A 14190-nucleotide genomic window follows, 5' to 3' on the forward strand; every position below is an offset into this window, starting at 1 on the left:
GCCAAATCGGCTCGCCTAACAAATAAGTCCCGCGCGAGCCGTCGGAAATACTTTCTCGGAGCGGCGCCTCTAAATTCATGATCATTTTTGCTGCCTGAGCGAAAATAATCATGCGTTCAAAATGATTTATTTCATTTTATTTCCATTCTACTGAGATGCAATCTACGGGCATTTGATCCCGAATGCATCGATGTTCGTTAGACAAACAAAAAGACAGATATTCAAATAGAGTCGACTAAAGTAATTCGACTCTCGGTCGTTAAGCGATAGATGGCTGCTAACTATATTGCAAATACATGTCGCTGAACAAGGCTGAAGTATTTATTGCGTCGAGGTTTGAGGAGTTTCGTGAACTTCGCGAACGTTTGGTGTTGAAAATCGCCAACCATCCATTGGCGCTCTTTTCACCCGTTGACCTGAACAATGGGCATGCCAGTCACCGCGCTCCCCTCACCGAATGTCTAGCACGCATACGCAGATCTGAATTTGTCATCCTCCTGCTTGGAGAAGAGTATGGCTCGATCGCGCCGGGCTATGATAAATCGTTCACGCATCTCGAGTACGAGGAGGCAATTCGCGACCAATCCGGCACCCGTGTCCTTGTGTTTTGCATCGGCGCCCGTTACTCCAGTCGTCGAATTCAGAATGCGGAGCCTGGAACTCCATTCGGTGAGTGGCAGCGAGATATCGAGAAACGACATACGGCGGGCTTTTGTGAAGCGGATGCGACGGCCGAACAAATGGCGCAGACCATCGTCGACAACCTGGTGAATGCTCTCCATGAAATGCGATTTGGACAATTGCATGTCAACGGCGACGGGCAACACCAAGACTTGTTCGACGCGATATCCGACGATAGTGTCCTGGACGACTCAGACATTACTGCGCTCGAATCCCAGGAGTTCGAAGTTCGAGGTCTCTCCATGGTCGACGACAGAGCAAGTTTTTCGAGCGCGCTCGACGCTCTTTTGAGACCGGCGGCAGTCGCAGCATATGAACAACGCGAAGAGGCACAGCGCGCGATAACTTTGGCGGACTATGCGAGTGCTATCAAGCATCTCGAACGGGCGCTAGAACATCGACCGCTGGATCTTCTCAGCAACTATTGGTTGGCAGCGTTGTATATCAGTCTAGGCAGAAAGCAGGACTGTGGACGCGCGCGTGAGCTTAGCGAAAGAGCAAGCCGAATCGCTCTCGATGAAGGTGCGCGTATACGCGCGTCAGCGTGCTATATCCTGGCCGCGCGCGCCGCACGCACGATGGCGCAGTTAGATGAGGCTGTGGCGTATGCGCGGAGGGCAAGCGAGGTTGCGCCCCGGTACGCACAAGCGCGTATTGAACTTGCCCGGTCTCTGCTGATTACAGGCGAAATCTCGACAGCAATACAAGAAGTTCGCGAAGCGGGAAGCTTGTATTTCCCAAGTCTCCGCGAAATATTCGTCGATCCCTTGTTCCGCCCGATAAGAGAGGCGACCAACGCGATCGCAGAAAATTTTCGCGTACTTGTCTTGCAACGCGCCAATTCAATCTTGTCAGCGGAACACCAAATAAGCGCTCTCGCCGGTGGTGAAGCGCCGGCCGCCCTCGAACGCAGCGCAGGGCGAAAGCGCGCGTTCGCCGCGGCTCGTCAATCGGCGCAAAGACAGCACGACCGAATCTGCCGTCTCGCAGAGGGGGCGAGAGCGGCAGTTGCCGCGCTTTCAAATGCGCCCACGGCTGAAGGTTATCGAACTCGCCAAGAACTTGAGATTCTCGAAAAAGCGACCCAGGAAACTTCGTCTCGATTGGCTTCGCAGGAAGCACACATTCGTGCATTGCGAGGACGATGGGCCAAAATACGCGCCTATTGGAAAGCGACCGCTTCTGCCGTCGCCGCGTGTGGGGTGGCATATGAATGGAGCGGTGGCCATGGAATTCATGCGGTTCTCGCTGGTCTAGCATCGGTGTACTTCGTTCGCATTGGCTATATCGACGCGACGACCTATCGAGCACAAGTCTCCTCCACCGAAACGCGTATCGATGACCAACGCCGAGTGCTCGCGGATCTTGCAACTCGCCGGTCATTTTTCACCCAACGTCTGGTCGAGCTCGAGGGTTTGGCGCGTGCTAGTGCGTCCACGACGTTGACTGCTATTCAGATTTTTGAGCGCGAGACACTGCGTTTTTCGGGAGGAGTGCTTCCGTTCCGGACCTTATATTCCGGGAAAGCGGGCGACCTTGTAAGACTGACCATGCGTCAGAAAGATGCATTTACGGAAACCACCAAGCGCCTCGTGAAGATAGACGGAAGCACGCCTGAATGGTTCCGCGAAGTAGGCGCCGATGACGCAGACGCGTTCAAGCTCTATCGCATAACTCATAACGAACCACGTCAGCTGGTTCTTAGCAGGACTCAAGCATATTTCGGCATAGCGTAACGGGGAGCAGACTTGAACATCAAACAGAAAGATCATCGCCCGGTGTGTTTCGTCGTCATGGGTTTCGGAAAGAAAACGGACTTCGAGTCTGGACGCACATTAGATCTGGATGCGACCTATGAGGCGATCATTCGCCCAACTGTGGTTAGCGCGGGATTGCGCTGCATCCGCGCGGACGAAGTTATGCATTCCGGCATCATTGATACCGAAATGTATAACTTACTGCTTAGAGCGGAGCTCGTCATTGCCGACATCTCGACGGGCAACCTCAATGCTGTGTATGAGCTTGGTGTGCGGCACGCGTTACGTCCGAATTCAACCATTGTCATGATCGAGCAGGAAGGCAAACTACGTTTCGATCTCAATCACACGAGCACCTTCCGATACGAACACATGGGCAAGGATATCGGATCCCGCGAAGCGGTTCGTGCCAAAGCGGATTTGCAAGCTCTGGTCGTGGAGGTTATGAAGTCAAAGAACCCGGATAGTCCTGTTTACACGTACCTGCCGAAACTCAAGGGTCCTCGTCTTACAGATAACCAGTTCGAGACGCTGCTCGAAGACGTTGAGGCGGTCGAAGAGCGCCTTTCGGATGCATTGCACGCAGGCGTTCGAGCGCGAGCCGAAAGTCGGCACGCGGACGCGGCCTCACATTTCAGTCTTGCGGACCGGATAAAGCCGAACGACCCTTATGTTCTCCAGCAGCTGGCATTGTCGACCTATCAGGCAGAGTCCCCATCTCCCGTCGAAGCGCTTGTGAGCGCCAGGCAAATCATCGAGAGATTGAGCCCGAGTCAATCAAACGATCCTGAAACGCTCGGGATCGCTGGCGCGATTTCCAAAAGACTTTGGCTTGGGACCCAAAGCTGCTTGTATCTCGATCAAGCTATCGGCTTCTATCAGCGCGGATTTGTAATTCGTGGTGACTACTATAACGGTGAGAACCTCGCGATCTGCTTTGGATATCGGGCGGCGATGCAGACCGACGAAAACGAGAAATGGTTCGACCTTATGAGTGCCGCGAAAGTGCGTACGACGGTGGTCAATGCGCTGGAGGAAGCTCAACGAATGTCGGACTTTAATGAGCGATCCGATAGAAAGTGGATATTCGCTAGTCTGGCAAACTGCTTGGCCGCCTTGGGGCGATTTGAAGATAGCGAGCGCAACGAAAAACTGTTTTTCGATTCGAATCCGTCGGCATGGGAAATCGAGTCCTATGAGCATGGTAGAGGTGCGGTCGTGGCTGAGGCAATCACCCTTAAGCCGTCCGTATTCGGGGCCCTAGCGCCAACCGTGTGAGTTCGAAGCACGAATCGCCCCCCAATCGCAAGGTTAGGTGATTGGCGGAAGGCAGCAGCAGTCGAACCCACCCTGGGAGCGTCCGATTTCCCCACTGGGCTTGAAGCGCAGACACACAAACGGACCCGGACGCCTTCCGTATTGAGAACTGTCGGCTGCATAATGGCCACTCCCCGCGCACACGGACGTCAGGATGAACCAGCTCTCCGATCCCGTTGTACCGAGATTGACCTCGCTCGCACATGGTGGCGGCTGTGGCTGCAAGATCGCGCCGGGGGTCCTCGCCAATCTGCTCAAGCGTGCGTCGCCGCTCACGCGCGCGTTTCCGGATCTGCTGGTCGGTACTGAAACGTCGGACGACGCCGCCGTGTACCGGCTCAACGACACGCAGGCGATCGTCGCCACCACCGACTTCTTTATGCCGATCGTCGACGATCCGTTCGACTTCGGACGCATCGCGGCAACCAATGCGCTATCCGATGTCTATGCGATGGGCGGCACGCCGATTCTCGCCCTTGCGCTCGTCGGCATGCCGATCAACGTGCTGCCGCACGATGTGATCGCCCGGATACTCGAAGGCGGCGAAACAGTGTGCGCCGAGGCTGGTATTCCTGTCGCAGGGGGTCATTCGATCGACTCGGTGGAACCCATTTACGGTCTCGCTGCCCTCGGCATCGTCGACCCCGCCCGCGTCGCGCGCAATGCAGGTGCGCGCGCGGGCGATCAGCTGATCCTCGGCAAACGGCTCGGCGTCGGCATTCTGTCCGCGGCGTTCAAGAAGAATCAGCTCGGCGACGCGGGATATCGCGCACTGATCGACACGACAACGCAACTCAACCGGCCCGGCACTGCGATCGCGATGATCGACGGCGTGCACGCAATGACGGATGTGACGGGCTTTGGCCTGCTTGGACACACGCTTGAGATGTGCCGGGGCGCGCAACGCTCGGCGCGCATCGATTTCGCTTCGCTACGCTGGCTCGACGGCGTTATCGAGCGCGCAAGCGAAGGTGTGTTCACGGGCGCATCGACGCGCAACTGGGCGTCGTATGGCGAGTCAGTCGAGCTCGACCCAGCCCTGCCCTCGTATGCGCAGACACTGCTGACCGACCCGCAAACATCCGGCGGCCTGCTCATCGCCTGCGACGAAGCGGCAGCACCGCGCGTGCTCGACGTGTTTCATTCCGAGGGTTTCGAATACGCCGCCATCATCGGCGAAGTCATGGACGGTGATCCAAGGGTTTCGGTCTTCCGTTAATGTCTTAACAACGCACGTTATAATCGCCGCCACCTCCCGTGCGCTCGGCGATCCCGATGCGGCACCCCTGCGCTTTGCGACGACCCTCCTCGCGGCGTCACTGTAGTCTCGCCGCTGCCTGAGCGTTCGACCCGGGACGCGCAAGCGCCGCTCGCGCTTTGCCCATTGAGCCGTCGTGCTCCGCTCCTTACAGGAAGGCCCATGCTCTCGCGCATCACCCGTCTGTTTCCGTTGTGGGCGGTCATCGCTTCAGTGATCGCCTATCGCAGTCCATCATCGTTCAGTGCGATTTCACCGCACGTGACGACGCTGCTCGCGCTCGTCATGCTGACGATGGGGGTGACATTGTCGTTTGACGACTTCAAGCGTGTATTCACGCGCCCGGCCCCCGTTATCGCGGGTATCGGACTTCACTACCTCGTGATGCCGCTCGCGGCATGGGTCATCGCGCACGCGCTGCATATGCCGCCCGACCTCGTGGCCGGCATGGTGCTGGTGGGTAGCGTCGCAAGCGGCACGGCGTCCAACGTCATGATTTATCTCGCGCGCGGCGATGTCGCCTTGTCTGTCACGATCAGCGCGCTGTCGACGGTCGTCGGCGTGGTCGCCACGCCGCTGCTGACCCGCCTCTATATCGATGCGTCAATCACGGTCGACGTGCGCGGCATGCTGATGAGCATCGTGCAAATCGTCGCATTGCCGATCGTGGTCGGCCTGATCATCCAGCACTTCTTCCATGGCTTCATCCAGCGTATCGAGCGCTACCTGCCGCTGCTCTCGACGATCGCGATCGTGCTGATCATCGCGACTGTCGTGGCGGGTACAGCCAAGAGCATCGCAACAGTCGGGCCGCTTGTGATGGTCGGCGTGATTCTTCACAACGGGACCGGGCTGCTCGGTGGTTACTGGGGCGGCCGTCTGCTCGGCTTTGATGAATCCGTGTGCCGTACGCTCGCGATCGAGGTCGGCATGCAAAACTCGGGTCTCGCGGCGACACTCGGCAAGCTGTATTTTTCGCCGCTCGCGGCGTTGCCTGGCGCCCTGTTCTCGGTCTGGCACAACCTCTCTGGATCGGTGCTCGCCGGTATTTGGGCGGGTCGTCCCGCCGGACCGAAGCACGGCTCGAGTGATTCAGTCGTCTCGAGCGATGCGTCGGTTTAGACGTGACCGCTTTGGCTTTTAGCTTTTAGCTTTTAGCTTTTAGCGTTTTGCCGCTCTACCGTCCTACCGCCTTACGTGCTTGCCGCAATGACTGACCTCGAAGCCCAGAATCGCCTTTCGCATCGCCTTGCGCTGCTCGTCGCCGCGACCTTCTTCATGGAGTATCTCGACACGACAGTCATCGCGACGGCGCTGCCGCAAATGGCGACCGCGTTCCATGTGGGCCCGAACGAACTCAGCCTCGGGATGTCGGCCTATATGCTCGCGCTGGCCGTGTTTATTCCGGTGAGCGGCTGGATCGCGGACCGCATCGGCACGCGCACGGTATTCGCAGCGGCGATCGGTCTGTTCACGGTCGCTTCGATTCTCTGCGGTCTGTCGAATGGTGTCGGTGAATTCACGGCGGCGCGCGTGCTACAAGGACTCGGCGGTGCCATGATGGTGCCGGTAGGCCGCATGATCGTCGTGCGCAACACCGACAAGAGCCGGCTGATTCAAGCCATCTCGACAATCACCTGGCCTGCGATCTTCGCACCCGTCATCGGCCCGCCGCTTGGCGGCTTCATCACTGACGTGGCGTCGTGGCGCTGGATCTTCCTGCTCAACGTCCCGTTCGGCATCGCGGCCATTGCCTTTGTGTTTGCGTTGGTCAGAAATGAACGAGACCCAGCACACAAGGGTCTCGATGTCGTCGGCTTCGTGCTCAGCGGCATTTCCCTGATCTGCCTGATGTATGGCACCGAGCTGGCCAGCCGCGAGGCGACAGGCCTGGCGCTGCCGCTCAGCCTGATAGCGGCAGCGATCGTCATCGGCGTCCTGTCGTTTGCGCATTCGGCCCGATACCCTCACCCGCTGATCGAATATGCGTTGCTGAAGGTGCCGACGTTCTCGGTCACGGTCGTCAGCGGTTCGTTGAGCCGGATCGGCATCAATGCCGTACCGTATCTGATGCCATTGCTGTTTCAAATCGGCTTTGGCATGTCGGCCTTCAACTCGGGTCTGCTCTTGCTGGTGAGCGCGCTGGGTAACTTCGGCATGAAAGCCCTGACCACGCCGGCCATGCAAAAGCTCGGTTTCAGGCTGACCTGCATCGTCGGCGTCGGCGGCGCGGGGCTCTTCACGGTCGCGTGCGGTTGGGTCAATCCGGGCACGATGCTCGTCTGGACGCTGATCGTTGTCTTCGCCTATGGCGCAATGCGGTCCCTGACGTTCTCGACGCTCGCCACGCTGGCCTATGTCGACATCGACAAGCCCAGCATGGGGTCGGCAAGCACGCTCTGGAGCGCCGCGCAGCAAATGACGATCGGCATGGGCATCGCATTCGGCGCGCTCGCATTGCGCGGAACGACATGGCTCAATAACGGACATGGCGGTCCCGCGCATCCGCACACCGTTATCGAGTTTCGCTGGGCGTTCGTGGTCTGCGGTGTGCTGACTTTGCTCTCGCTGCCGGGCTATCTGCGTATGGCCCGCGACGCCGGACACGCCGTCGCGGGCAAGACCTCGGCAAAGTAGTCTGCGCGACAGCACCGGCGTTGCTCATCCCGGCCGGTGCGGCACCGCCCGCTTCTGTGGGGAACACCGGCACGGACACAGGCGGCCGACCGCCTCAGCGCGTCGCCTTGCGGCTCAGACTGAACGTCAGCGCGAGCGCCCCGACAAGGATCGCGCCTTTGACAAAATCCTGCGTGTAGTAAGGCGCGTTGAGCATCGTCAGTCCGTTCAGCAGTACGCCTACGAAGATCGCGCCGATCACGGTGCCCAGCACATTCGGACGATTCACGCCCCACACGGCGTAGCCGATCAACGCGGCCGCCACGGCATCGAGCAGCATGGAGTTGCCGACACTGACGTCGCCGCGACCGATCCGCGCAGCGAGCAGCACGCCGCCGAGCGCAGCGATTGCGCCTGATGCAGCGTACGCCACGAGCTTGTAGGTGCGCGTCGGTGCCCCGGCGAGACGCGCCGCGGTCTCATTGCCGCCGATCGCATAAAACACCCGGCCCCATCGGGTGTGTTCCATGATGAACCAGAGGACGAGCGACACCACGGCGAGCACGATAACCGGCACCGGCACGATATCGAATACACGAAGCCTGCCGAGCGCAAGAAACATCGGCGGGAACGATCCCGTCGCCACACTGCCGTCCGGCATCGTCGTACCGGTCGCGAGTGAACGGCCTCCCGTCGGAATCAGCTGCAAACCGGCGAGCAAGAACAACGTGCCGAGGGTCGCAAGCTGGTCGGGGATGCGCAACCGTACGATCAGCACACCGTTCAGCAATCCGGCACCGATACCCAAGGCAACGCAGCCGACCACCGCTGATGCGGCCGATCCATGACCGACGATCAGAATGTAGCTCGCCGCCATTTGCGAAAACGCCGCGATGCTACCGCAAGACAGGTCGAAGCCTCCGACCGCGAGCGTCAGTGTGACCCCGACGCCGAGCAGCGCGACAATGGCGACAGCCTGCAGAATGCTGAACAGGTTGGCGACGTTGAGAAATGCCGGCTCCTGCGATTCGAACAGCACGATCATGCCGGCGAGCAATACGAAGATCGCGAACTTTGCGATGCGCTCACCGATCGACAAGACATGCGCCCCCTCGCGTTGCGTATCGGTCGAAAGTCCGGCTGAGGCTCGAGTCGGGGAATTCATTGCGCTCTCACAGATGGGCAAAGCTCGACGTGGCGTCGAGCGCATGGTGGTCCAGAACGACAATCCGGTCGGCGACTTCAAGAGCCTCGCCGTAGTCGCTGACAAAGACGATCGTTGCCCGCGAGTGTGCTTCGTCACGGATCGCGCGAATCAGGTCATCGCGCGCACCGATGTCAACACCCTGGAACGGTTCGTCGAGCAGTAACACACGTGCCGGCGCCGCATGCCAGCGCGCCACAACGGCCTTCTGCTGGTTGCCGCCGGAAAGCGTGTCGAGGCGATCGTCGGCGCCCCGGCATTTGATGCCAAAGCGCTGAATGGCGGCGCTGGCAACGTCGCGTTCGCGACGTGCCTGAACGCGACCGAACGGAAACCAGCGCGGCAGAAACGGAAAGCTGATCGTTCCGGCGATCGACGCAAACGGCACATTCGACGGGAAGAGCGACGTACGCCATCGATCCTCACCCGCGAAGAACACGCCGGCGCCGATCGAGTGCGCAGGGCTGCGTGGCGACCACGCGTGCCCGTCAAGCTTCATCACCCCTGCCGGCAGCGGCCGTAGCCCGAATATCGCTTCGGCCAGCGTTGTCTTGCCGGCGCCGACCGGGCCGGTGATCGCGACCACCTCATGCGTCGAGAAAGTCAGATCGAACGGCTCACGACCCGGTTTGAGCTGCACGCCTTCGAGTTCGAGCACTGCCTGACCCTGGCCCGATGGGGCACGGGTGCCGCCCGGGTCGAGATCGCGACCGATCATCGTGCGCACAGCGCCGCGAAAATCAATCGTCCCGTCAGCGCCGCGCGCATAGCTGCCGGCAACGCGGCCGTCGCGAAGCACGACAGCGCGGTCGGCAAGCCGCTCGAGGTCAGCCATCCGATGCGAGATATAGAGTACGGCGGTGCCGTCATCGCGCAGGCGCTCGATGAGTTCGAACAGCTGTTGCGCTTCGCGATCCGACAGACTCGCCGTCGGTTCGTCGAAGATCACGACCGATGGATCCGACGCCAGCGCACGCGCGATCGCCACGCGCTGCTGGTCGGCGATCGTGAGCCTGCCGAGTCGCGTTTGCAGATCAACCGTGAGGCCCACGCGGGCGGCAAGCGTCCCGGCATCCTGGACGTCGGAGCGACGGGCGCGTACGGTCGGCGTACCGCGCGTGCAGTAGCGATCGAGCAGCAGGTTTTCGGCGACGCTCAGTGTGGGCACACCGGTATCGACGATCGCCTGGTGAACCGTGACGATGCCGAGCGCCTTGGCGTGTTGCGGGCTGGTCGGCGTCACAGACTGACCATCGAGCGCGATACGTCCCGCATCGCTCGGGTACACGCCGGCCAGGATTTTAACGAGCGTGGACTTGCCCGCACCGTTCGCCCCCATCAGCGCGACGATACTGCCGGCATTGACACTCAGATCGACGTGATCGAGCGCTACGGTCGAACCGAAGCGTTTGGAAACGCCGGCAAGGGCAAGACGCGGAGGGGGCGGAGGATGCGGGGCATTCACGTTCGGTAGCGCAGGGCGAGCGCGAGGGGCTCCGCGCTAATTGACCCAGCGTAGCAAGCGCAACGCGCACGACGAACGAAGAAATTCTCGAATGCTTAGTCGCCAATGATGAAACGCCGCGCTGTGCCTCGTGACACAGCGCGGCGTTTCATGGGCGAACCCGTATGCGGATTCGGCTTCTGCAGCGTCGGCTTCTGACATCGCATCGCATGCACGTCGATGCATGCGAAACGACATCAGGTGATCGCGCCGATCTGCCAGGGCACAAACTCGTTTTGTCCGTACCCATGCATCTCGCTCTTCGTGCGCGTGCCCGACGCGGCTTCGAGCATCATCCGGAAAATCTGCTCACCGACCTCGTCGACGCTTTGCTCGCCATCGACGATGCGGCCGCAGTTCAGATCGATGTCCTCTTCCTGGCGGACCCAGAGCGACGTATTGGTGCCGAACTTCAACGACGGCGACGGCGCGCATCCATAGGCCGAGCCGCGTCCCGTCGTGAAGCAGATCAGGTTCGCACCACCCGCGACCTGCCCGGTAGCGGAGACCGGATCGTAGCCCGGGGTGTCCATAAAGACGAGCCCCTGTGCGCGAACCGGCTGCGCATATTCATAGGCCTCGACGAGATTGGTCGTGCCGCCCTTGGCCACTGCGCCCAACGATTTCTCGAGAATCGTCGTCAGCCCGCCCGCCTTGTTGCCTGCCGACGGATTGTTGTTCATGTCGGCATTCATGCGGGCGCAGTACTCCTCCCACCAGTGGATACGTGCGACAAGCTTCTCACCGACTTCGCGCGACACCGCGCGACGCGTCAATAAGTGTTCGGCGCCATAGACCTCCGGTGTTTCCGACAGAATCGCCGTACCGCCGTGCGCCACGAGCCGGTCGACCGCCGCGCCCAGCGCGGGGTTCGCGGTGATGCCCGAATACCCGTCCGAGCCGCCGCACTGCAGGCCGACGATCAGGTGCTGCGCCGACACCGGTTCACGCGTCACGCGGTTGGCTTCAGGCAGCAACGCCTTGATCTGCTCGATACCCGACGCGACGGTGCGCGACGTTCCGCCCGTCTGCTGAATCGTCATCGTGCGCAGCGTCGCGCTGCGTGTGAGTCCTTGCGATTCGACGAGGCCGTCGATCTGATTCGTTTCGCAACCGAGACCGACGACGAGCACCGCCGCAAAGTTCGGGTGGCGTGCATAGCCCGCCAGCGTGCGGCGAATCAGCGCAAGCGCCTCGCCTTCCGAATCGACCGCGCACCCCTGACCATGCGTCAGCGCCACGACGCCATCGACGTTCGGATAGTCGGCGAGCGCCTGAGGATGGATGTCACGACGGAAATGATCCGCGATCGCGCGTGCCACGGTCGCCGAGCAATTGACCGAAGTCAGAATGCCGATGTAGTTGCGCGTGGCGATGCGGCCGTCGGGACGTCGAATACCAAGAAAAGTCGCAGGCGTGGCGACATGCGGTGTCGGATGTGCATCGACGCCGAACGCGTAGTCGCGCTCGAAATCGCCCATCGCCATATTGTGCGTGTGGATGTGCTCACCCACGGCAATATCGCGTTTGGCAAAGCCAATGATCTGGCCGTAGCGTCGTACGGCCTGGCCGCTCGCGACGGCTCGCACCGCGACCTTGTGGCCAGCCGGCACGAGACCGCCGACTTGTGCGCCCGCCATCAGCGGCGCGCCCGGCAAGAGCTGCTGGCGAGCGATCGCCACATCATCGCGCGCGTGCAGCAGGATCAGCATCGGGGACAATCCTTCGATCGGCGCGCGCGCCGTGTCCGCCCCGGAAGGGTAAGTGGTGTTCATGGTGAATCTCAGGTAGATGCGCCGCGCACGCCGACATAAAGCGAGTACAAGGATGTACTCGCCGCAATGAACAGGCGATTGCGATTGAGGCCGCCAAACGTCAGATTGGCGACCGGTTCGGAAATCAGAATCTTGCCCAGCAACTCGGCGTCGGGCGAATAGCAGTGCACGCCGTCCTCCGCGCTGGTCCACACATTGCCGTACTCGTCGATACGCATGCCATCGGGCAAGCCCGGCGACACTTCGACGAACACGCGGCCGTTGGCCAGCGTTCCGTCGGGCCGCACGTCGAAGACGCGGATGTGATGCGGGCCATCCTCGTAGTGCGATGAACCCGAGTCGGCGATATAGAGCTTCGATTCGTCGGGTGAGAAGGCGAGCCCGTTCGGCTTGACGAAATCTCCCGCCACGACGGTCGTCTTGCCGGTGTCGGGCGACACACGATAGACATTGCACGCGCCGATCTCGCTCGGCGAGCGATAGCCTTCGTAGTCGCTGAGGATGCCGTAGTCGGGATCGGTAAACCAGATCGCTCCGTCGGAATGCACGATCACGTCGTTTGGCGAATTGAGTCGTTTGCCCTCGTGTTCGGCGGCGATGGTCGTGATGCGGCCATCGTGCTCGGTGCGCGATACACGGCGCGTGCCGTGCTCACACGTCACAAGGCGCCCTTCACGATCGCGCGTGTTGCCGTTGCTGAAATTGGAGTTCGCGCGGAATACGCCGACGCCCATGCCCGGCGCCCATCGCATCATGCGGCTCGTCGGGATGTCGCTCCAGACCAGAAAATCCCCGGCCGGGAAATAAACCGGGCCCTCGGCCCACATGCTGCCGCCATCGAGTTTCTCGAGAAACGCGTTGGGCTGGATCAGCAAGCGAAAGCGCTTGTCGTGGACTTCGTAGTCTTTAGGATCCATGTTTGGATGGGAACTCAGTCTTGTTGTGGTTACTGCGTACGTTGTGCTTCTGACGTGATGCCGCTTGCGTGATATTTCCTGCGTGCGACGCCGTCACCTCGCCTCGCGACCGCCCGCGGCGACGACCACCGCGATGATCAACAAGCCATAGACCACCGAACGCATGCCGGCATCGGCGCCCATCGCGTTGAGAATCGCATTGGTCAGGAACAGGAACATGGCTGCGCCCCACACACCGGCGACGCTCGCCTTGCCGCCACTCACCTGCGTGCCGCCGATCACCACCACGGCGACGGAGATCAGCATGTATTCCACGCCCATGTCGAGGGCTGCACCGCCTGATACGGCCGAGAGCAATACGCCGGTCAACGCAGCGATCACCGCCGACATCACATACGTCTTGCATCGCGTCGCTTCGACGTTCACCCCTGCCAGACGTGCCGCGCGCGGGTTCTGACCAACAGCCGAGAGACTGCGCCCGAACACCGTTCGATGCACCAGCAACGCGATCGCAATCGACACGATCAACGCGAGAATCGCGAGGTGCGGAATGCCCAGCAGGCGCCCGGTCGCGAAATGCTGCAGCGCCGGCGGTGGAGGTCGCATGTCCCGGCTCTGTGTAATCGCGATCGACTGGATGATGAAGCTCGACGACAGCGTCGCGATGATCGGCGGAATGCGCAGCACGCGAATCAGCAGATAGTTGGCCAGGCCGATCAACACGCCCGCGCCCAACGCGACCGCAAGGCCTGCAAGCAAGCGTCCGTTTTCACCGATCATGACCTGCACCGACAGCACGCCCGACAGTGCAATCGCAGAAGGCACGGACAGGTCGATATTGCCGGGGCCCGCGGTGATCACCATCATCTGGCCGAGGCCGACCAGCACCATGAAGATGCCGAACACGAGCGCCGTCGCGACCACGTTGCCTGCGATCGACAAGCCGAACATCCAGACCGTGAACAGCCACACGAGGATGGCGCCGGCAAAAGACCAGCCCCACGGTATGTCCGCTGCGCGCAGCCGGGCCAGCCAGCCTTGTGTGCGCATCGGAGTCGCACCCGTGCCATGCGAGGCGTCGTGATCGGCGCGTCCTTGGGTAACGGCAGTCACGGCAGCCACGGCGCGCGCATCCGCCGCCTGCGATGCATCAGACGTCAC

At 61.0% G+C, this 14190-nt stretch carries 10 protein-coding genes; 5 read left to right on the plus strand and 5 right to left on the minus strand.

The window, feature by feature from the left end; translation table 11 throughout:
* Positions 1-296: 296 nt before the first annotated feature.
* The 5 genes from ACMFWR_RS13535 to ACMFWR_RS13555 all read left to right on the plus strand — a co-directional run bounded on the left by ACMFWR_RS13535 (position 297) and on the right by ACMFWR_RS13555 (position 7650).
* Positions 297-2417, plus strand: a complete 2121-nt coding sequence (locus ACMFWR_RS13535) for a DUF4062 domain-containing protein (RefSeq protein ID WP_413192161.1) — start codon at positions 297-299, stop codon at positions 2415-2417.
* 12 nt (positions 2418-2429) lie between these two features.
* Positions 2430-3716, plus strand: coding sequence for a tetratricopeptide repeat-containing protein (locus ACMFWR_RS13540; RefSeq protein WP_413192162.1), 1287 nt, complete (start codon positions 2430-2432; stop codon positions 3714-3716).
* Between the two features lie 193 nt (positions 3717-3909).
* Entirely contained in the window at positions 3910-4974 is a 1065-nt protein-coding gene (gene selD, locus ACMFWR_RS13545; protein WP_413192163.1) for a selenide, water dikinase SelD, read from the plus strand.
* Positions 4975-5175: 201 nt separating this feature from the next.
* A complete protein-coding gene (panS, locus tag ACMFWR_RS13550) occupies positions 5176-6135 on the plus strand; it encodes a ketopantoate/pantoate/pantothenate transporter PanS (RefSeq protein ID WP_413192164.1) in 960 nt (319 codons plus the stop codon).
* Between the two features lie 87 nt (positions 6136-6222).
* Entirely contained in the window at positions 6223-7650 is a 1428-nt protein-coding gene (locus tag ACMFWR_RS13555) for an MFS transporter (protein ID WP_413192165.1), read from the plus strand.
* Positions 7651-7744: 94 nt separating this feature from the next.
* Here ACMFWR_RS13555 and ACMFWR_RS13560 read toward each other — a convergent pair whose 3' ends face one another.
* The 5 genes from ACMFWR_RS13560 to ACMFWR_RS13580 all read right to left on the minus strand — a co-directional run bounded on the left by ACMFWR_RS13560 (position 7745) and on the right by ACMFWR_RS13580 (position 14079).
* Positions 7745-8674 (minus strand): ABC transporter permease, encoded by a 930-nt coding sequence (locus tag ACMFWR_RS13560; protein WP_413194890.1) that lies wholly within the window; start codon positions 8672-8674, stop codon positions 7745-7747.
* 127 nt (positions 8675-8801) lie between these two features.
* A complete protein-coding gene (locus ACMFWR_RS13565; RefSeq protein WP_413192166.1) occupies positions 8802-10298 on the minus strand; it encodes a sugar ABC transporter ATP-binding protein in 1497 nt (498 codons plus the stop codon).
* A 236-nt stretch (positions 10299-10534) separates the two neighbouring features.
* Entirely contained in the window at positions 10535-12112 is a 1578-nt protein-coding gene (locus ACMFWR_RS13570) for a UxaA family hydrolase (RefSeq protein WP_413192167.1), read from the minus strand.
* 8 nt (positions 12113-12120) lie between these two features.
* On the minus strand, positions 12121-13029 hold the full coding sequence (locus ACMFWR_RS13575; RefSeq protein ID WP_413192168.1) for an SMP-30/gluconolactonase/LRE family protein: 909 nt from the start codon (positions 13027-13029) through the stop codon (positions 12121-12123).
* 93 nt (positions 13030-13122) lie between these two features.
* Complete coding sequence (locus ACMFWR_RS13580) at positions 13123-14079, minus strand: ABC transporter permease (protein WP_413194891.1); 957 nt, start codon at positions 14077-14079, stop codon at positions 13123-13125.
* Between the last annotated feature and the right edge of the window lie 111 nt (positions 14080-14190).

This window comes from Pararobbsia alpina (assembly GCF_965118125.1).
GTDB lineage: Bacteria > Pseudomonadota > Gammaproteobacteria > Burkholderiales > Burkholderiaceae > Pararobbsia > Pararobbsia alpina_A.